This window comes from Agrobacterium sp. DE0009, from assembly GCF_007680755.1.
Lineage (GTDB): Bacteria > Pseudomonadota > Alphaproteobacteria > Rhizobiales > Rhizobiaceae > Agrobacterium > Agrobacterium tumefaciens_B.
The window spans coordinates 1-18,857 of sequence record NZ_VEIU01000003.1 but is presented as its reverse complement, the minus strand read 5'-3'; the positions used below and the strand labels follow the sequence as shown (position 1 = coordinate 18,857).

Sequence of the window (18,857 nt, the reverse complement as noted above, 5' to 3'; positions counted from 1 at the left end):
GTTCCTCCTCCAGAAAACCAGTTCAGATACGTTCAATAAGGGCGAGCGCCGCCTCCGACGGCTTGACGCCAAGTCCCGGTCCGGAGGGCAGGTAATATCTGCCTTCGCGGCAATCCATGTCGCCGGCGAGCAGGCGGCGGTTGGGTTCGAAAATCGAGTGCTGGAACTCGTGCCCCTTCAGGGTCGGCAATGTCGATGACGCCTGCAGGCTCGCAGCAAGGAAGATACCTGCACCGACTGTTGCGTGCGGGATCACGTCAATGCCGTGCTCGGCCGCGAGCGCGCCGATGCGGATAAAATTGGTAATGCCCTTGTGGCCCATTTCCGGCTGCACGATCGCGATGCGGCAGCGTTCGATACGGGCACGCATGTCCCAATGGGTGCGCCATTCCTCGCCGACGGCAATCGGGACGTCTGTTCCCTTCGAAACCTTTTCCAGTCCGGCGATGTCTTCCGTCCAGACCGGCGCTTCGGCGAACCACGGGTCGAACGGCGTCATCTCGGCTATGAGTTCCAGCGCCCGCTCCGGCGTCTGGTTCCAGTGCATGTCAGCGGCGATTTTTGCCTGCGGGCCGAGGACATGCCGGAGATTGGCGATTTCCGCCGCCGGGCCATCATCAGCCACCGGCGTCGCGAATTTGAAAGCATCAAAACCGCGATCCTGCCAATATTTCGCCAGTTCCCCGCGCGCCTTCAATGTCTTTTCAGGCAGGCCCGAAACATAGGCCGAAAAGCTGTCAACACCGCCGCCAAGAAGGTCGCGGATGGATTTTCCGGCTTCCTGCCCGGCAATGTCCCAGAGCGCAATATCGAGCGCGGCAAGCGCATCGACGTAAAAGCCGCCGGTATAACCGCGCACCCGCATCATGTCGTAAAGGTCGTCGTAAACAGCCGATGGATCGGACGCATCCCGGCCGATCACGAAACCGGCGAGAAGATCGTTGATGAGGGCGGCAACCGCGCCAGGGGCGACAATACCATAGGTCTCACCCCAGCCGACGGTGCCCGCCTCAGTCGTCATGCGCACCAGCACGCTGCGGTCGAAGGTGGGGTAGACCGTTCGATTGCCCTTGCGCACGATGTAGCCGTTGGGATTGACCACCTCCCCTTCCCTGAGCGCACCGAGATAGGGAACCTTGCGCGGTTGGGTCAGCGTGAAGACCTCGACGGTTGCGATGGGGCTGTTCATGCGGCCTCCGCGGCAACAAGGCCAAGCTCGACCAGATTGGCATCGATATCGGCAATGGCCGCAGCATCAAGCTCGGGTGTCGGCGCGCGCACGCCGATACCTTCGATCACGCCGCGGCGGGCGAGCACATATTTGGTCAGTCGCATGCGATAGACCGCCTGCAACACCAGAAGCGGCAATGTGCGGACATAAATCCGGCGAGCCTCTTCCTGCCGCCCGGCAACAAGCGCCCTGTCGATGGCCACATGTTCCTCGGCGATCTCCAGCGCTGGCATGGCCGCCGTAGCGCCTCGGGCATATTCGTCGAGAATGTAACGCGCACCGCCGCCACCGATGACGCCCTTCAGCGTCGAAGGCGCATGGGCGATGATGTGGCTGATGGCCGGGCCGGCCGGAAGGGTCTCTTCCTTGACATAGGCCACCTGCGGCAACGCCCGCACGATTTCCACGATGGCCTGCGGCGAAAGATCGGAGCCGCGCGGCGCAGGCGCGTTCTGCAGGATGATTTCGACTTCGGGCAGCGCCTCGATGATCCTGCCGAGGAATTCGATCAGCGCTGGCGCATCCGTGCCGACCGATTTCGGCGGCTGCACCATCAGGTGGCGAATGCCAAGCGCCGATGCCGCCCGCCCATGCTCGACCACCTCACGCCAGTCGGCCGCACTGGCGCCGGCCACGACCGGCACCCGACCTGCCACCGCATCGACGACGATCTTCAGCAACGTCGCGCGTTCGGCGGCATTCAAAGTCTCAACTTCGCTGGCGAAACCGGGAAACACGACACCATCCACACCCTTGTCGAGCGCGAAGACCACCAGCCGCTTCATGCCCGTTTCGTCAATGCCGCCATCCGCCAGAAACGGCGTGGGCAAAACAGGCAAAATCCCCTTGAGGCCAGCCATCATCATTTTCCTCCCAATTAAGTATCATATTTTGATACCTTGAATTCACTAATTGACACTACATAGACTTGCGACTTATGACAAGCCCCAAGATGAGATGAACGAGGAGGTTCAAGACATGGCAGCAGCGGCGAACTCGATTATCGTCGATTGGGGAACGACATCGCTGAGGGCGGCGCTCGTTGGCGAAGACGGCGAAGAGCTCGATCATCTTGAAACCGCCGACGGTATTTCGAGCCTCGCCAAGGGTGAACACGAGGCGGCGTTGATGGCTGCGCTCGCACCCTGGTTTTCACGCCACGGGGCATTGCCCGTCGCCGCGCTCGGCATGATCACCAGCCGCAACGGCTGGGTCGAAGTCGCTTATGTGCCGTGCCCGGCAGGCCCGGCGGAACTTGCGGCCGGCACGGTGCGCAGGTCGCTGCCGAACGGCTCCGACCTCGTCTTCCTGCCGGGTCTCAACGACCCCGCCCGCCAGCCCTTTCCGGACGTGATGCGCGGTGAGGAAACCCAGATCGTCGGCCACGGCCCTGGTGAAGACGCTACCCTCATCATCCCCGGAACCCATAGCAAATGGGCGCGGGTGAAGGCACGGCGGATCGACGGTTTTCAGACATTCGTGACCGGTGAAATCTTCAACCTGCTCATCAATTATTCCTTCATCGCGCGTGGCTCCACGCAGCCGCCGGTCGATGATCAAGAGGCCTATCTCTGGGGTCTGAAAGAGGCAAAACGATCCGCTGCCATGCTGTCGCTCATGTTTTCAGCGCGAACCGGCGGGCTTGCCGGCCGGCTTTCACCGGATCAGTTGCGCTCCTTTGTGCGCGGACTGGTCATCGGGCAGGAGTTTCGCCAGGCCCGCGAGGCCGGATGGTATGCGGAGGGAGACGAAGCCGCTATCGTCGGCAATGACGGCCTGAACGATCTCTATCTGGTTGCCGCAGAGGTGTTCGGTCTCAAGACATCCGTGGGGGCGGATGACGCCCTTACAAAAGGTGCCCTGACTGTGCTGCAGCACGCCCTTCCGTGACCCTTGCCGATCGCGGGGCGCCTAAATGACGGCATCCTGCTTCCAACAGAATTTTTCAGGACCAATCATGTACGACTTTCCGGTCAATATCGGCACCAGCCGTCACGAAAACGATGTCCTTGCCGTCCTTGCCCGCCTTCAGCGCATCGGCGTTCCAACCAATCCGATCGCCTTTTATGGGTCATCCTCGTTTCGAATCTGGAACTCCATCACCGAGGATCTCGGCTCGCTGGATATCGTCAATCTGGGATTTGGCGGCGGCACCTACCTCTCCGCCAGCCACTACCTGCACCAGTTGCTGGTTCCCTTGAGGCCCGGCAAGGTGGTGCTTTATTTCGGCGAGAACGACATTGCCAGCGACGGCCTCAAGGCCGGGACCACGCTTCGGCACCTGCAGGATTTGCGGGGCGGCATCTCTCGCACCCTCCCGCAGGCGGAGGTGTTTGTCCTAGCCATCAAGCCCAGTCCGGCGCGGTGGATTTATCGACACGAATTCGATCTTTTCAATCAGATGGCGCGCGACTGGTGCGAGAGCCGCGACCGCACGACATGGTGTGATCCAAACGCCGGCCTCCTTGGTGAGAATGGCCTGCCGATGTTCCGTTATTACCTACCCGATCTGGTCCACCTCAACGCAGCAGGCTACGCGGTCTGGTCGGAAGCGTTTAGAAACGCGTCGGGTCTGTTGAACTGAGAAAAGGCACTACAGGCGCCTCTCTAAGGGTACCGAACTTATTGTGCTTTGATCGGCTCGCCTTCGCCGGAAGGTATTATTATCTCGTATTGCGACCACTAGCCGCGGCACCTCGACTCCAGACAGCTGCTTGGCTGCACCCTCGCCTGCTCAACATGATGCCTCCGATTAGCGCATTCCGCCCGAACTCGGCCTCTAAGACGCCATCGACGTCGTCTCGAACCGGCAGAAAGCACCGCCTAAAAAGAGTCAGGTGCTCGGCACAGAATCACAAGTAATTCTCTCGATTCAAGATTTTAGCGAGAGCTTTTCGTTAACGAGTCAGCTACTTATGGGCAATCACAAGCTTGGCCGGATGCTTACCCTTGGGGCTTGAGAAAAGCCGTTTCAACCCTTGTCCAACGGGGTCGTCGCGTTCATTCCGACCAAACACGAGCCAAGTTTTCGCCTTGCCCCGCTCCGGGCCCCTGAACCATTTCTGCGTCAAGAGTTTGATGCGGGATCGGTATTCGTGCGCAGCCAATGCGCCAAACTCATAGGCTGGACGTCAGCGTATTGGTGAGGCCGCCGGTCGCAGTCTTTTTCCCTTGCGTCCTGCAAGTCGATGCCACTGCCATGGTCTGGCTGCATTCTCCCCATGACCCCAAACGGCTGACCTACATATATAACCTTATTCGGATGCCGCCGACTTACATGTCCAGCAGCGTCACCAGCATTTCGCCTGTTAAGCCGTGCAAAAAATCGCTTCCAGTGTCAGTTCGCCGATCTTGGCGTGAAGCGTTTTGACATCGCCGATCGGTTCTGCCGGTTCGGCTGGTTTCATCTCCAAATACGCCTGTCGCCCTCTTCAATGAACTGGTCTTTCCACTGTTTGTCCGAGTGGGCACGAACGTAGAACTGCTGATACAATTCTACCATCGTCTGTGCACCTTTGATGGCAGCAAACGCCACCCTCGCCTTGAAAGCCGTACTGTGTTCCGGCGCGGTCCTTACGTCATGGCACCTCCTGTTCCCGGCATCTAAGCCGATCTCAGGTAGAAACTCCACTTATTGTAGCTGTACAGATTTCCTGAGCCACCTCTATAAGCTCATTTGCCGAACGGATCGATCAACACCTTGCATTGCGTCGTTCGCTTTCGCAGCGCCTCGAATGCCATAGGCATGTCGCCGAGGCCCACGACATCGGAAATCAGGTTCTGCGGCGTAAAGCGTCCGGAATCGAGGGCATCGATCGCGGTTGCGAATTCGTGCATGTTGAAAAACACCGACATGACGATCGTCACTTCCTTCGAGATCGCCCGGAAGGAGTCCATGTGGTCGACAGCCGTGCAGAGCCCCAGGACCACGATCTTGCCGCGCTGCCGCACCAGTGAAATGCAGTGATCGATCATGCCCGGCCGCCCCACGCATTCGAACACGATATCGGGCCGTCCGTCGCAGGCCGCCGCTGCCTGGACGGCGATGTCGTCGTGCGAGACGACGAAACCGGTTGCTCCGAGAGCCATGGCCCGCTGCGCCTGCAAATCCGAAAGATCCGCCAACACGACCTTTCGCGCGCCTTGCCGTCGCGCCCAGAAGGCGACGGCAAGGCCGATGGCGCCCGCCCCGACAATGAGGACGGTGTCGCCGGGTTTCAGGCCGGACTGCGTAATCCCGTGCAGGGCGACGGCAAGCGGCTCGGCGAGCGCGCCGTCGGCGGGAGAAATGCCCCAGGGCAGGCGCCGGCATTGGGAGGCATCGACAGCGGCATATTGCGCATAGCCGCCGCCGATCAGCGTCATTTTTTCGCACCAGGCCGGTTCGCCGCGCAGACACGATGGGCAATGTCCGCATCCGCGCATCGGCGCGACGCTGACATGATCGCCGACCTTCAGGCCGCCCGCCTCGCCGCCGATCTCCACGACTTCCCCGGAGAACTCGTGACCGAGCACGTCGCCCTTTCGAACCCCGAACACCTCCTCGGCGGTCATGTGAAGATCGCTGCCGCAAATGCCGCATCGGCAGACCTTGAGTAATAATTGCCCGCGTTGCGGTTTCGGATCATCGACATCGCCGACGACAAGCGGCGCCCCGATCCGGTCGAAAAGCGCGGCTTTCATGGATGCGACCCTTTCGTAACGGTGCTCGAGACGACCAGCTTTCGGCCCACCGGGAAGAGGGGAACGTGGATGCGGCTCGAGATCAGCCCCCAGATGCCTTGGCGCGCGTAAAGGGCGGTCAGGAGGGTCATGAGACCGAGCACCACCATGTAGACCGCGCCGTATTGCGCAAAGAAGCGATCGGCGACGAAATAGATCAGCGCGCCGACGAGAACGCCTTCAATGGTCCCCACACCGCCGACCATGACGATGAAGATGGCGATATTGGCCCAGCTCGGATTAAAGCCGGCCGCCGGCGTGATGCGCAGCTGCGCCATGTAGTAGACGGCGCCGGCAAGCCCCGTGCCCATGGCGGCGGCCACGAAGATCAGGAAGCGCAGCCGCTTGACGTTCACCCCCTGGCTTTCGGCGGCGACGGGATTGTCGCGCATCGCCGTCAGGGCAAGGCCATGGCGCGAGCGCAGGAGCCAATAGCTGCCGCCGACCGTCACCAGAAGCATCGCGGCGCAAAGCCACATCAGTCCGACTTGCCGCTCATGCAGGGAATATTGGCTCATGACGCGAAGCGTCATGCCCGAGCCTGCGTTGACATAGTCGATGTTCAACACGACGAGCTTCACCGCTTCCGCCACCACCCAGGTGCCGATGGCGAAATAAGGACCGTCGAGACGGTGCAGCAGCGCATAGGTGGGAAGCGCCAGCAGGCCCGAGACAAGAATGCTGATCCAGACCGCCAGAAACGGATTGATGCCGAAATTCGAGGCCAGCACGAACATCGCATAGCCCGCCACGCCGATAAAGGCCTGCTGACCGACGGAGACAAGCCCCGCATATCCGGCAAGCAGGTTCCACATCTGGGCAATGGCCAGATAAACGGAAAACTCCACCACCCAGCGCATGTGACCGGGTTGCCCCCACCAGGGCATCGAAACCATGGCGGCCAGGATGAGGAGAGAGACAGCCGCCGCAACGCGGCTGGACCCGGTGTGACGGATAACGGCGACATGGGCCGGTTCGGCCGCAAACGGTCCGGCATCGGCCGGAGGGACGGGGTTTGCCAGTATCATGGGTTCAACCTTTGCTCATCAGGCCCTGCGGACGGGTGGCCAGCACGGTGAGGAAAACGAGATGGCCGGCCAGCGTTCCGAAGCCGGGATCGATGCGAAAGCCGATGGCCTGCGCGATGCCGAGAACCATGGAACCGACAAAGCCGCCCCAGATCGAGCCCATGCCGCCGATGATCACCGCCTCGAAGGCATAGATCAGCTGGGCCGGACCGTCGGCCGGCGAGACGGTGGCGCGCAGCGCGAAGAAGACGCCCGAAAGGCCGAGAATGCCGACCGCGATCGCTGTCGCATAAGCGTAGACGACGCGCGGGTTCACGCCGGTCATGGCCGCGGCTTCCGTGTCGGCGGCGGCGGCGCGCAAGGCCCGGCCGAAACGGGTGCGGCGCATGGTCAGGTCGAGCCCAAGCGTCAGCAGCGTCGCCGCGATCAGGATCATCACCGGCAGAAGCCCGATATAGATGCCGCCGATATCGACGGACGCCGCCTCGATGCCGCCGCCGCTCATCGAGCGCGTATCGGCCGACCAGATTTCGAGCATCAGGTTCTGCAGCGCGATCGAGACGCCGAAGGTGGCGATCAGGGAAGGCAGGGAATCCGCCGCGACCACCTTGTTGAGCACGAATTTCTGCAGGCTCCAGCCGATGACGGCCGCCAGGGGTACGAGCAGCAGAACGAGCGGCAAGGGCCCGACGCCGAAGGCGACGGAGGCCGATATGCCGATCAGCGCGAGCAGGACGACGAGGTCGCCATGGGCGATGTTGACGATCCGCATGACGCCGAACATCAGCGCCATGCCGAGCGCGTATTGCGCATACATTCCGCCGAGCAGAACACCCTGTATCAATGCGTCAAGCCACGTCATGACCGGCTCCAAAATAGGCTTGCGCGATATCCGCGCGGGTAACGTTCGACGACAGGCTTTCGAGCGTGATGTGGCCTTCAAGCATGCAGTAGAGGCGGTCGGAGGCGCGCTGGGCCAGCATCACGTCCTGTTCGACAAGCACGATCGACGTGCCGGTGGCGGCGATCTGCGGTAGCACCTCGTAGATCTCGCGAATGACCTTCGGCGCGAGCCCGAGCGATATCTCGTCGCAAAGCAGAAGCCGCGGCTGGGCCAGGAGCGCCCGGCCGATGGCCACCATCTGCTGCTGGCCGCCCGACAGCTTCTCGACCTGGCTCCTTCGCCTTTCCTGAAGGATCGGAAACAGCCTGTAGATGCGTTCGAGCGTCCACGTCTTTTCGGCTGCCTTTCGGGCATGGTCGACGGCGACCTTCAGATTGTCCTCGACGGACATGCCGGCAAACAGCCGCCGCCCTTCCGGCACCATGGCGATGCCGAGCTGCACCATGCGGTGCGGCGCGCCGCCGCCGACCGGGCGGTCTTCAAAGAGCACCATGTCGCGACCGACGGGAAGAAGGCCCATAAGGGCGCGCAGGAAGGTCGATTTACCCGCCCCGTTCGCGCCGATCAGGGCGACGACCTCTCCCTCGGCAATGCGGAAATCGACGGAAAAAAGCGCCTGAAAGTCGCCATAACGGGCATTGAGACTTCGGGTGGAGAGAAGATCGAATGTCGTCATCATGCTTCGATCCCCATGTACACGCGCTGGACATCCGGATTGGCGATCACCTCTCTTGGCGGACCGTCGGCGATCTTTTCCCCGAAATTCAACACGAGGAGCCGGTCGGCCACCGCCATGATCGCGTTGAGCACATGTTCGATCCAGACGATCGTGATGTTGCGCTGCCTGATGCGGCGAACGAGCGCGACGAGCTGGCGCGCCTCCTCCTCGGTCAGGCCGCCGGCAATCTCATCGAGCAGCAGCAGCTTCGGATCGCTCGCCAGCGCGCGCGCCAGTTCGAGCCGCTTTCTGTCGAGAAGCGTTAGCGAACCGGCGGCCAGGTTCGCCTTCGCCGCGAGGCCGCATTCCTCGAGAATGGCCGCGCAGAAGGCGTTGGCGCGGCGTTCGCTCAACGCAGCGCCGAACATGGCTGCGACCATGAGGTTCTCGAATGTGGTCATGCCCGCATAGGGCTTCGGAATCTGATAGGTGCGGCCGATGCCGCGGCGACAGCGCCGGTGCGGCGCCTCGGAACGGAGCGTTTCGCCGTTAAAGGTCAACTCCCCGGCATCCAGCGTCGCGTCGCCGCTGATCATGTTGAACAATGTGGTCTTGCCCGCACCGTTGGGGCCCAATATTCCGAGGATTTCGCCCTCGCGGACGTCGATGTTCACGCCATGGAGAACCCTCAGCGCGCCATAGGACTTGGATATCCCCGTCCCCGATAGAATCGTCTGCGCCATCGCATGCCCTTCGTCTGCATTGGAATTGTCGTCCACGGACAGATCGCCTTCGACCTGTCAGTGGACAGTTCACGCGATCAGGACCATTTGATCGGTTGCAGCTTGGCTTCGGGCTCGATGAGCTTGCTGACGGAATTGTCGACGATCTTCAGATCGTACATCCACCTGTCGCTTTTCACCCACTGGCCGCCGAAGATCGGGGTCTTGCAGATATTGGCATGCGGCCCGGCGCCGAATTTGATCGGGCCGACAAGCGTGTTGAGATCGGTCGCCTTGAGCGCGTCGCGCACCGAGGTGCGGTCCATCGGGTCCTTGGCGCGTTTGAGCGTATCGATGGCAACCTCCCAGAGCGCGTGGGCATAGCCCAGCGGCTGGATCCATTGCTTTTTCATCTTGCTTTCCCAGGCATTGGCGACATCGCGGCTGACTTCGCCGGTCAGCGACGACTTGAACGGGAAGGCCGGCGTCCACCAGACTTCCGAACTCATGCCGTTGCCGAGCGGCCCCATGGCCTCGACGCCCGAGGGGAAGAGAAGTGCCGCGGCGACGGTGACGGCCTTCGGATTGAACTTCTGCTGGCTGCACTGGGTGATGAAGGTCTTCAGGTCCGACACATAGGTGATGCCGCCGACGATGTCGCAGCCGCCGCTCTTATATTGGGAAATCTGCGCGGAGAAGTCGTTCGTGCGCGGCTGGAACATGCTCGGCACGATGGTCTTGAAGCCGGCTTTTTCGACCGCCGGCGGCAGGCCGTAGCCGCGATTGCCCCAGGTCTCGCCATCGGCATTGCGCGGAAACAGCATGCCGACATTCCTGTTGGTTTCGAGCGACTGCCAGAGACCGACGAAGGTTGCGAGCGCATCCTCAAGTCCCCAGAAGAAATGGTAGGTCCAGTCGAACGGCTTCTTGTCGCCGCCGCGCGGCATGACGAAAGCCTGCCAGGGCGCGGCTGACGAAATGCTGGGAACGCCGTTCAGTTCCGCCTGATCGGCGGCCGAATTGATGACATCCGTCGTCGATGCCGGGATCAGAAGCTGGACATTCTCGTTCAGGATCAGTTCGCCCGCCAGTTCCGCCGATTTGTTCGGATCGGACTGGGCGTCGCGCACCAGAATATCGACCTCGTAGGTCTTGCCGTTGTTCTGGATACCGTTGGCCAGCAGCGTCTTGATGATCTCGACGGTGTAGCCGTCGGATTCGCCGAAGGGCGAAAGCGGTCCCGTCAGCGGACTGATGAAACCCACCTTGATCTTGCCGCCGGATGCGCGTGTCAAACCGGGCATGGCGAGCGTCGCTGCGGCGGCGCCCATGGTTTTCAACGCCGTTCGACGCGAAAGCCGCGTCTGGCTTATGCCTTCCAATAGTGTATTCATGCTCTCCTCCCAAGTTTTAAAAATACCTGCATCGGCTCGTCTCCTCCACGACCCGATGCCTGACTGGATCAATCTCCGGGGCGCAGGTGCAGTCCCCCGTCGATCACCATTTGAGCGCCCGTTACGTAAGACGACGCGGGCGAGGCGAGATAAAGCGCCAGGCCCTTGATTTCCGATGTTTCGGCCACGCGATGCAGCACCGACCATTTTTCGAAGGCGGCCCGGTCCGCGACATTGCGTAGCCGTCCGCCGGCGATATTGGTGACGAAGGGACCTGGCGCGATCGCGTTGACGAGAATGTTGTAGCGGCCGAGTTCCATCGCCGCCTGGCGCACCAGATGCGCGACCCCGGCCTTGGCCGGCATGTAGGGCGTGCCGACAATGCCGTCATTGTAGAGCGCCGCGCAGGACGAGGTGGCGATGATCCGCCCGCCGCCGGTCTGCTTCATGTAGCGCGCCGCAAGCTTGATCGTGTTGAACACGCTCGTCAGGTTGGTCGCGATCACCTTGTCCCAGTGCTTGTCTTCGAGATTGTCGATCTCGCCGTCGGGATTGCGCTCGCCTTCGGGCGTCAGGAAGCCCGGCCCCGCATCGATGCCGGCATTGGCGAAAACGATGTCGATGCTGCCGCGTTCGGCAAAGACCCGGGCAAAGGCTTCCTCCATGTTCGCCCGGTCGGTGACGTCAACGATCTGTCCCCAGACATTGCCGCCCCAAACAATGCCGCCGGCGCGGGCCAACGCGTCGAGCGTGTCCTCCAGCGCCGAGCGGTTGACGTCGAAGAGGCAGACGTTGGCGCCGTTTTCGGCGAGAACTTCCGCATAGGCGCGGCCAAGACCGCTGGCCGCCCCCGTCACGATGGCCGTTTTTCCGGCGACGTCGAACATTTCCTGCAATGACATGCGAACAATCCGTTTTCGAGCGTTTTGAATGGAACCGTCACGCGGTCATCTGTCAAAAACCGCGACGAAACAAAGAGCCGGAGCATTGGCGAAGGGCCGGGATGCTCTCGTTTGAGGGCTGTCAGATGAACATTTCCTTGTTGATCGGAATGCCCTTCTTTTCGCAGTAGCTCGTATAGTGATCGATGAACCAGAATACGTCCGCGGTGAAATCGTACTTGCCCTGCTCGTCGTAGAATTCGATCGGCCCGTTGATCCAGAAAATCGCCTTCACGCCGTTCGGATCGTCCGAATAGAGCGTATGCTCGGTGCCCGGCAGCTCGTAGACGAAATCGCCGGGACGGGCGACCCAGCTATATTCGTAATAGGCGAAGGAGCCTTCAAGCGTCAGCGCCGAGACGACGCCGCGATGGCGATGCGTGCCGATGCGGCCGCCGCCCTTGACCCAGAGAATATTGGCGACCGAATTGGTCCGCACGTCGAAACAGAAGTGCTTGATGGCAGCGCTGTCGCCGAAGGGAACCCAGGGGTTCCTGTCGTCGTCTCCCGGAATATGGGCTCCTTCGCGCGCATATTTCAGGATCGTCTGATGGTGGGGCTCTTCCGGAAGCTTGACGATATGGGCCGGCTTGTTCATGGAAATCTCCTCCCGATTTTCCGTGGTTCAGCAAGTTGAAGCCAGTCTGTGTTTCGTGCCTGCCAAGGGTCAACGGGATAATCGGCGGCCGGCCGCGACTTTCGGAAAAATCCTTATAACGCACTGAAATATCTATTCATAATTCGCAGGCGCACGGCAATGAAACGGCACGCTGCGGCGCGTATTTGAATTGTGTATTTATGAAAAGATCAATTCGTGTTTATCATTTCATCAACGATGCGGCGCAAAGACATGGGTGGTGCCGGCGCGCCGTGAACGGGAGGCGGACATGAAGATCAACGGCGGACAGGAAGCCCTTCTCGATCGGGGCGGGCGGCCCACCTTGCGCGAACTTCTCACCCATCTCGTCTTCAGTCCCGTCAATGGCGTGTTGCGCCTCGGCGATACGCGAATGGTGCTTCAAAGAACCAGCTTTCTAAGCCATCTGCGCGAAGAGATCGTGCGCAGCTATGGACGCGAGGATGCCTTCGTTTTGCTGATGCGGCTCGGCTTTCAGGCCGGCGTCGAGGATTCCCGCTTCGTCAAGGTCTCATGGCCCAATCTCGACCCCGGCGACGCCTTCACCGCCGGCACGCGCCTTCACACCGTCAGCGGCGTGACGCGCGTCGAAACGGTCCACAATGATTTCGACTTCAAGAAGGGCAAGTTCTCAGGCGAATTTCTCTGGCACGAAAGCGCCGAAGCCTCCGAACACCGCAAGCATTACGGCGACGCGATCGAGCCGGTTTGCTGGTCGCTGATCGGTTACGCCTCCGGCTATGCGACCCATGCGCTGGGCAAGCTGATCGTCTACAAGGAGATCGAGTGCAAGGCGATGGGTCACAGGCATTGCCGCGTCGTCGGCAAGCCGGCCGATGCCTGGGGCGAAAACGATCCCGATGTTCAACGCTTTCGCCGGCAGATCATGCCGCGTTATCTGAGCGAGGAAATCGCCGCGCGTCCAGTCAAGAGCAAATCCAGCCCCTCGGAAGGCGATGCATCGGCAAGATACGATCTTGCCGTCCTGTCTCCGGTCATGGACCAGATCGAAGCCTGTTCGCGCGCGCGTTTGCCCGTGCTGCTTTCGGGTCCCGTGGGCAGCGGCAAACGAATAGCCGCCAGTCAGATGGCGAGCATCGCCGCGCCCGGCGGCGCGATGCCCGAATGGACGTCGGGCCACGGATTGGCCCCCGATGGCTTGCGCGGTCTTTTGTCGCCCTCCTCGACACGCTCGGGCAGACAGCCCGTGGCGCTGTTGCAGGACGTCGAGCATCTCGACGCGGCGTGTCAGGCCCTGCTTGAAAATCACCTTCGATCGCATAGCCAGGTCACCACGCAGACCTTTCTGATCGTGCTGACGGAAGCCTCGCCCGCCGCCTTCCTGTCGGATACGCGCCTGCGCCCCGCTTTGCGCCGCCTGCTTTCGATAAAGCCGGTCGTCATGCCTGCCTTGGGCGCAAGACGCGGCGATATTCCGGCGCTTGCTCTTGCCTTGGCGGATGTCGTGGCGGAAAAATTGCACCTGCCGGCGCGCGACATCGACCCCACAGCCCTGGAAAAACTGGCATCGCTGGCTCTGCCGGAAAATCTGCTGACCCTTGAGGCCGTCCTTGCCAATGCGCAAATGGCGGTTTCGCCTCTGAAACGGATCGACGCCGGCGCCATCGAAAAAGCGGCCGCCGTGTGGTCGCAAGCCGATCATCGCGATCCCGTGCTCCGGTCATTGGCTGAGGCCGCGCTGGACGAAAAGGGCTTCGAGCTCGAAGAATTCAACCGCTTGATTTATGAGCTTGCCCTGGAGCGCGCGAACGCAAACGTGGCGAAAGCCGCGCAATCCCTGGGCTTGAGTCGAGCGCAACTGGCCTACCGCCTAAGGACCGCGGGGGCATGAAACAGGCCACTCGGTCTATATTGGGCGTCGAGGGCGACGATCGCCTGCAGCACTGCCGGCAGGTGTTCGGTTTGGCGCAGCACGCCGCGCCACTCGTCCAGCCGCGCATCCTCGTCCCAGTCGAAATCATAGACGAGAATGCCTCGTTCACCGGCGTCAGCTCGCCCGGGCCGCTTTGCCTGTTCGATCTTGGCTTCCGATCGTGCGAGCAACGGATCGATGGCACCGAGATCGACACCGGGGAGGTCGACGCCATCATCATCGTCCCCCTCCCCTTATGGCTCAACCATCTGTACAGACTCGACCCTGCGTCGTTTGCCGCGCTCCCGCATTGGCAACTGCTGTCCAGGCAATGATCTCGCGGTCGAAGGCGTCGATGATGAAGGCGAGACCAATCACCTCACCATTCCGAGCCAAGTGAACTTCAGGCCGTCCGAGCACCAGCGCAAGTTCAAGCGCATGACCATCACCTTACCGTCGTGGAGGCGCCCCTTGCGAACGGCCGAGTGCTTCTCCAGCAGCATGTCGTGGTTGCCCGTGATGCGATGAACCCGTTTGGCGTTGACGACAGGCTTATCGGCGGCTCGCCTTTCGCGATTGAGGAGCGCGGCGATCCGCCGATCGCCGTAGGTCGGCCCTTGATCCACCAGCCTGCGAATGGCGGACAGAAGCTCTGCATCCTCGACCTTGTGGTATGGCTCACGCGGCTTTGATTTGCCCTTCAGCTGCTCAGCGAGGTAGGAACGGGATACGCCCAGCGCGTCTGCGACCGCCCTCATAGCGAACCGTCCTTCCGCAGCAAGATCGGCCGCGAATGCGTTTTTTCTGCGTCCGCTTTGGAAACGGCTTCGCGGAGGATTTGAACCACCACCGTCTTGCGACCGAGCATGCACCCCAGCTCCCGGACGCGATCTTCCAGTTTCTTCACTTCTGAATTCCCGATAACCGGCTCGTCAGAATCCACGGCAGCAGCACCTCCCTCGCTCAAGAGCCTGCGCCACCGATGAAGGAAATTGGGCGCGACGCCATGACGGCGAGCGGTCGACGATACTGTCTCGCCTGGCTCGGAACTCTGCTCATACCGAGGCTCGATGAAGTTGACTCACGGGATTCCCTTTTCAGGCAAATCATGATTCAACATGGGGAAGGAGATTTCGCCATGGGAACGGCCCCCAATATGCGTCAGGACTTCACGGCAGATGATCTGCGTCAGCTTGCAAGAAAGAGCTGGGACGCGGACTGGTCCCGCCGATTACTTGCTTTGTCGGTGATCTACGAAGGCGGTTCTCGGAGCCATGCCGCATCAATTGGTGCGGTCGGTTTGCAGATCATCCGCGATTGGGTCGAGCGTTTCAATCAGCACGGCCCAGACGGTCTAAAGACCGGAAAGGCCAAGGGCCGTGAGCCGTTACTGAACGACAAGCAACGCAAGGCGCTCATCGAGGCGGTCGAGGAAGGTCCCGTTCCCTATCTCGATGGTGTCGTGCGCTGGAGGCTTGTCGATCGGTGCAGTGGCTTTGGCAGGGACACCGTATCTCGGTGAGCCGTCAGACGCTTGGGCGCGAACTGAATGCGATGGGCTATCGCAAACTCACGGCCCGGCCGAAACATCATGCTCAGGATAGCCAAGCGATTGAGGAATTTAAAAAAACTCCCCTACCGCTGTGGCAGAAATTGCTGCCGGAGCAGCCCGAGGAAAACAAGTTGAGATTTGGTTCCGGGACGAGGCCCGGATCGGCCAGAAGAACAAAATCACGCGCCGTTGGGCCAAGCGCGGAACGCGACCTTCAGCACCCCACGACCAGGGCACAGGGTCGGCCTACATCTTCGGTGCAATCTGTTCGAAGTTCGGCAAAGCGGCGGCAGTCGTCATGCCGTGGTGCGACACCTATGCGATGACGTAGCATCTGGCCGAAATCTTCCGCCATGTCGATGGCGACGCGCACGCCGTCGTCGACCATTGCTGCGAGGCCTGGCGGAAACTCGAAAGTCAGCCATGGCGCATCATGTCCATCGGTCACCGCAAATGGGCCAATGAGTTCTGATCATTGAGCGATGGTATAAATGGTTGTCAGCTTTTGCTCGCTTGTCCACCACTGCGGCGAACATCGCCGTCAGCAATTCAAGGTCTCGATGGTCGTTAGACATAAGCCTGATGGAGTGGACGCCTCCTTCGCCACCTTGTGGCAGTATCGAGGATGTCCAGCACCAGGAGGTTGACCCAATGACCCAGATCGTTCTCATCGGCTTGGATGTCGCCAAGCATGTTTTCCAACTGCATGCCGTAGCTGCAGACGGACATGTCGTTTTCCGCCGACAGGTCCGGCGAGCACAGCTCATCACGCTGCTGATGTCACTTCCCCACTGCCGGGCAGCGATGGAGGCTTGCGGCACCGCGCATTATTGGGGGCGGCAGCTGCAAGAGTTGGGGCATGAAGTGCTTCTGATACCTCCAGATTACGTCAAGCCGTTTGTGAAGAGGCAGAAGAACGATGCTGCTGACGCCGAGGCCATCGCGGAGGCGGCGCAGCGGCCGGACATGCGCTTCGTTCATGTGAAGAGTGAGGCATCGCAGGCCGCGAGTATTGTCTTTCGCGCACGAGATCTGGTGGTACGCCAGAAGACCCAGCTTCTGAATGCGATACGAAGCCATTTGGCGGAATTTGGTTACATCTTCCCCCAGGGTGCCGTCGCTTCTGCAAAGATGCAGGAGGTCATCGAGAGTGATGATAATCTGCCGCCCGCAGCTCAAGGCATCCTGCGTTCACTATGGCAGCATCTCTCATCGTGTGAAGCTCAGCTAACAGAGTTCGACAGGGAAATCCAAAAGCCGACGCGTGACGACCTTGTTGCCCGTCGATTGACTTCTGTGCCAGGGATCGGACCTGTGACAGCGGCAGCGATCGCGGCCCTGGCTCCCGATCCGGCGACTTTCCGGAAGGGACGTGACTTCGCGGCATGGGTTGGCTTAACCCCGCTCGAGCGATCCACCGGAGGAAAGCAGCGGTTCGGACGAATATCCAAGATGGGCGAACGGACGCTCAGACGTCTGCTGATCATGGGGGCCAGTGCCGTCGTTTCTTGGGTAAGGCGTGGGAAGATCAAGCCAAGCGCTTGGCCTTCCAGCATCCTCCACAGAAAGCCACCGATGCTCGCGATCGTAGCGCTAGCGAACAAGATGGCTCGCGTCGCCTGGGCAATTCTAAAGCACGGAGGGTCTTACATGCAGCCAGCCTGACGAATTCCCGCGCAGCAATGAAGGTCTAAGGATTGCATGGCCGAAGAGTTTTGACCTGAGACCCCGAACTTCCTCCAGAATTTGGTAGAGTCCGTCACAGCTAGGAGACGGACGGATGAAGCGTTCACGGTTTACGGAAGAGCAGATTATCGGGATATTGAAGGAGCAGGAGGCGGGCGCGAAGAGGGTTGATGTCTGCCGCAAGCACGGCATCTCGGATGCAACCTTCTACAAATACAAGGCGAAGTATGGCGGCATGGACGTGTCCGATGCCCGCAAGTTGAAGGCGCTCGAGGACGAGAACGCCAAACTGAAGAAGCTCTTGGCCGAAGCGATGCTGGACAATGCGATCCTGAAGGATGTCGCTGCAAAAAAATGGTGACGCCCGATGTGAAGCGGAATGTGGTGGCTCATGTCTGTGCGCAGCATGGAGTGAGCCAGCGTCGGGCGTGCGAGGTTCTATCGGTAGATCGGTCGAGCATGCGATATCGCAGCGTGCGGGCGGACGATGCGTTAATCCGCGAGGCAATGAAGAAGGTGGCGTCAGAGCGGCGGCGCTTCGGTTACCGCCGCATTCACGTCATGCTCGACCGGCAGGGGATCGTCATGAACCTGAAGAAGCTTCGGCGTCTCTACCGGGAGGAGAAGCTGACGGTGCGCAAGCGTGGCGGCAGAAAGCGAGCCTTGGGCACAAGACGTCCTCTGGCTCTGCCGTCGCGTCCGGGCGAGCGCTGGAGCCTGGACTTCATCAGCGATGCCCTCACCGACGGCCGCCGGTTCCGTATTCTGGCGGTGGTCGACGACTTCACCCGTGAATGCCTGTGCCTGGTCGCCGATACATCCCTGTCGGGGGCAAGGCTTGCCCGCGAGCTGGACAGTCTCATCGCCAAACGCGGAAAACCGAGAACGATTGTCTCGGACAACGGCACGGAGATGACCAGCATGGCCATCCTCAAATGGTGCCAGGAGACAAAGGTCGAATGGCACTACATCGCTCCCGGCAAGCCGATGCAAAACGGCTTCGTCGAAAGCTTCAACGGCAGTTTCCGTGACGAATGCCTGAACGAGACGCTGTTCTCGTCGCTCGCTCAGGCCCGCACCGCCATCACTGTATGGAAGGAGGATTACAACAGGAACAGGCCGCACTCGTCGCTGGGCAATATCACCCCCCAGCGAGTTCGCAATGAAAATGGCTATGGAAAAACAAGCCGCATGAGGCCAGATTGAAAACCCAAGACTCTCCCGAAATCTGGAGGGAAGTTGGGTCTCAGGTCAGTCGCTACCGATTTCTACAGGGTTTCATACGGCCCGGTCACGGGTGGTATGGCCGAGTTGCGAGCCAAGGAATCGGCCACATTATACTCGCGATGGCCGATCGAAACGTGGTCCTCGTGCCCCGTTCGCGCCCAAAAAAGAAACGCCCCCATGAAGGGCGGCATATCTTGTCTAAATATTTTGAATTGGTTGCGGGGGCAGGATTTGAACCTGCGGCCTTCAGGTTATGAGCCTGACGAGCTACCGGGCTGCTCC

The 18,857-nt window shown here is 60.7% G+C and carries 15 protein-coding genes and 4 pseudogenes; 6 read left to right on the top strand and 13 right to left on the bottom strand.

Translation table 11 applies throughout. The annotated features are described in order from the left end of the window. Positions 1-22: 22 nt before the first annotated feature. The gene (locus tag FS804_RS12710) at positions 23-1,189 is read right to left on the bottom strand and encodes a mandelate racemase/muconate lactonizing enzyme family protein (RefSeq protein ID WP_063948140.1); all 1,167 of its coding nucleotides are present in this window, start codon (positions 1,187-1,189) and stop codon (positions 23-25) included. Further along, positions 1,186-2,094 (bottom strand): dihydrodipicolinate synthase family protein, encoded by a 909-nt coding sequence (locus tag FS804_RS12705; protein ID WP_144576992.1) that lies wholly within the window; start codon positions 2,092-2,094, stop codon positions 1,186-1,188. Before FS804_RS12705 ends, FS804_RS12710 begins: the two co-directional genes overlap by 4 nt. Positions 2,095-2,209: 115 nt before the next feature. Between FS804_RS12705 and FS804_RS12700 the strand changes: the two genes are divergently transcribed. Continuing rightward, the gene (locus tag FS804_RS12700; protein WP_144576990.1) at positions 2,210-3,121 is read left to right on the top strand and encodes a 2-dehydro-3-deoxygalactonokinase; all 912 of its coding nucleotides are present in this window, start codon (positions 2,210-2,212) and stop codon (positions 3,119-3,121) included. A gap of 67 nt (positions 3,122-3,188) precedes the next feature. After that, positions 3,189-3,815 (top strand): GDSL-type esterase/lipase family protein, encoded by a 627-nt coding sequence (locus FS804_RS12695; protein WP_144576988.1) that lies wholly within the window; start codon positions 3,189-3,191, stop codon positions 3,813-3,815. 736 nt (positions 3,816-4,551) lie between these two features. Here FS804_RS12695 and FS804_RS25170 read toward each other — a convergent pair. The 9 genes and pseudogenes from FS804_RS25170 to FS804_RS12645 form a co-directional block, all read right to left on the bottom strand. Then, a pseudogene (locus FS804_RS25170) lies at positions 4,552-4,834 on the bottom strand (transposase); the annotation flags it as partial. A 69-nt stretch (positions 4,835-4,903) separates the two neighbouring features. Further along, on the bottom strand, positions 4,904-5,914 hold the full coding sequence (locus FS804_RS12680; RefSeq protein WP_144576986.1) for an alcohol dehydrogenase catalytic domain-containing protein: 1,011 nt from the start codon (positions 5,912-5,914) through the stop codon (positions 4,904-4,906). After that, positions 5,911-6,981 (bottom strand): branched-chain amino acid ABC transporter permease, encoded by a 1,071-nt coding sequence (locus tag FS804_RS12675; RefSeq protein WP_144576984.1) that lies wholly within the window; start codon positions 6,979-6,981, stop codon positions 5,911-5,913. The genes FS804_RS12680 and FS804_RS12675 overlap by 4 nt, the downstream gene beginning before the upstream one ends. A 4-nt stretch (positions 6,982-6,985) precedes the next feature. Further along, positions 6,986-7,843 (bottom strand): branched-chain amino acid ABC transporter permease, encoded by an 858-nt coding sequence (locus tag FS804_RS12670; RefSeq protein WP_063948146.1) that lies wholly within the window; start codon positions 7,841-7,843, stop codon positions 6,986-6,988. Continuing rightward, a complete protein-coding gene (locus FS804_RS12665) occupies positions 7,830-8,561 on the bottom strand; it encodes an ABC transporter ATP-binding protein (RefSeq protein ID WP_144577482.1) in 732 nt (243 codons plus the stop codon). Before FS804_RS12665 ends, FS804_RS12670 begins: the two co-directional genes overlap by 14 nt. After that, a complete protein-coding gene (locus FS804_RS12660) occupies positions 8,561-9,286 on the bottom strand; it encodes an ABC transporter ATP-binding protein (protein WP_063948189.1) in 726 nt (241 codons plus the stop codon). The genes FS804_RS12665 and FS804_RS12660 overlap by 1 nt, the downstream gene beginning before the upstream one ends. 77 nt (positions 9,287-9,363) lie before the next feature. Then, positions 9,364-10,659 (bottom strand): ABC transporter substrate-binding protein, encoded by a 1,296-nt coding sequence (locus FS804_RS12655; RefSeq protein ID WP_144576981.1) that lies wholly within the window; start codon positions 10,657-10,659, stop codon positions 9,364-9,366. Positions 10,660-10,727: 68 nt separating this feature from the next. Beyond that, positions 10,728-11,561: an SDR family NAD(P)-dependent oxidoreductase gene (locus FS804_RS12650; RefSeq protein ID WP_144576979.1), complete on the bottom strand. Its 834-nt coding sequence runs from the start codon at positions 11,559-11,561 to the stop codon at positions 10,728-10,730. 121 nt (positions 11,562-11,682) lie between these two features. Continuing rightward, positions 11,683-12,198 carry a 2,4'-dihydroxyacetophenone dioxygenase family protein gene (locus FS804_RS12645; protein WP_144576977.1) on the bottom strand — a complete coding sequence of 172 codons (516 nt, stop codon included), beginning with the start codon at positions 12,196-12,198 and terminating at the stop codon, positions 11,683-11,685. A gap of 289 nt (positions 12,199-12,487) precedes the next feature. Between FS804_RS12645 and FS804_RS12640 the strand changes: the two genes are divergently transcribed. Further along, positions 12,488-14,089: a sigma-54-dependent Fis family transcriptional regulator gene (locus FS804_RS12640; protein WP_144576975.1), complete on the top strand. Its 1,602-nt coding sequence runs from the start codon at positions 12,488-12,490 to the stop codon at positions 14,087-14,089. Here the strand turns inward: FS804_RS12640 and FS804_RS12635 are convergent. Then, positions 14,080-14,364, bottom strand: a pseudogene (locus tag FS804_RS12635) (DUF1612 domain-containing protein); the annotation flags it as partial. The gene FS804_RS12640 and the pseudogene FS804_RS12635 overlap by 10 nt on opposite strands. A gap of 49 nt (positions 14,365-14,413) precedes the next feature. After that, positions 14,414-15,167 (bottom strand): annotated as a pseudogene (locus tag FS804_RS12630) (transposase); the annotation flags it as partial. Between the two features lie 51 nt (positions 15,168-15,218). Between FS804_RS12630 and FS804_RS12625 the strand changes: the two are divergent. The 3 genes and pseudogenes from FS804_RS12625 (at position 15,219) to FS804_RS12615 (ending at position 18,554) form a co-directional block, all read left to right on the top strand. Further along, positions 15,219-16,134: pseudogene (locus FS804_RS12625) on the top strand (IS630 family transposase). 179 nt (positions 16,135-16,313) lie between these two features. Continuing rightward, positions 16,314-17,327: an IS110 family transposase gene (locus FS804_RS12620; protein ID WP_144576973.1), complete on the top strand. Its 1,014-nt coding sequence runs from the start codon at positions 16,314-16,316 to the stop codon at positions 17,325-17,327. 115 nt (positions 17,328-17,442) lie between these two features. Further along, positions 17,443-18,554, top strand: a protein-coding gene (locus FS804_RS12615) for an IS3 family transposase (RefSeq protein ID WP_144576971.1) whose coding sequence is annotated in 2 segments (ribosomal slippage) — positions 17,443-17,704 and positions 17,704-18,554 — 1,113 coding nt in all. Because the reading frame shifts where the segments join, the coding sequence is not laid out codon by codon here. The last annotated feature ends 303 nt before the right edge of the window (positions 18,555-18,857 follow it).

What these genes read in the sequence shown, in the direction of transcription:
- FS804_RS12660 (WP_063948189.1), bottom strand. Translation starts at nt 9,286, where the DNA reads ATGGCGCAGACGATTCTATCGGGGACGGGGATATCCAAGTCCTATGGC.
- FS804_RS12650 (WP_144576979.1), bottom strand. Translation starts at nt 11,561, where the DNA reads ATGTCATTGCAGGAAATGTTCGACGTCGCCGGAAAAACGGCCATCGTG.
- FS804_RS12640 (WP_144576975.1), top strand. Translation starts at nt 12,488, where the DNA reads ATGAAGATCAACGGCGGACAGGAAGCCCTTCTCGATCGGGGCGGGCGG.
- FS804_RS12680 (WP_144576986.1), bottom strand. Translation starts at nt 5,914, where the DNA reads ATGAAAGCCGCGCTTTTCGACCGGATCGGGGCGCCGCTTGTCGTCGGC.
- FS804_RS12675 (WP_144576984.1), bottom strand. Translation starts at nt 6,981, where the DNA reads ATGATACTGGCAAACCCCGTCCCTCCGGCCGATGCCGGACCGTTTGCG.
- FS804_RS12670 (WP_063948146.1), bottom strand. Translation starts at nt 7,843, where the DNA reads ATGACGTGGCTTGACGCATTGATACAGGGTGTTCTGCTCGGCGGAATG.
- FS804_RS12665 (WP_144577482.1), bottom strand. Translation starts at nt 8,561, where the DNA reads ATGACGACATTCGATCTTCTCTCCACCCGAAGTCTCAATGCCCGTTAT.
- FS804_RS12695 (WP_144576988.1), top strand. Translation starts at nt 3,189, where the DNA reads ATGTACGACTTTCCGGTCAATATCGGCACCAGCCGTCACGAAAACGAT.
- FS804_RS12700 (WP_144576990.1), top strand. Translation starts at nt 2,210, where the DNA reads ATGGCAGCAGCGGCGAACTCGATTATCGTCGATTGGGGAACGACATCG.
- FS804_RS12645 (WP_144576977.1), bottom strand. Translation starts at nt 12,198, where the DNA reads ATGAACAAGCCGGCCCATATCGTCAAGCTTCCGGAAGAGCCCCACCAT.
- FS804_RS12655 (WP_144576981.1), bottom strand. Translation starts at nt 10,659, where the DNA reads ATGAATACACTATTGGAAGGCATAAGCCAGACGCGGCTTTCGCGTCGA.
- FS804_RS12710 (WP_063948140.1), bottom strand. Translation starts at nt 1,189, where the DNA reads ATGAACAGCCCCATCGCAACCGTCGAGGTCTTCACGCTGACCCAACCG.
- FS804_RS12620 (WP_144576973.1), top strand. Translation starts at nt 16,314, where the DNA reads ATGACCCAGATCGTTCTCATCGGCTTGGATGTCGCCAAGCATGTTTTC.
- FS804_RS12705 (WP_144576992.1), bottom strand. Translation starts at nt 2,094, where the DNA reads ATGATGGCTGGCCTCAAGGGGATTTTGCCTGTTTTGCCCACGCCGTTT.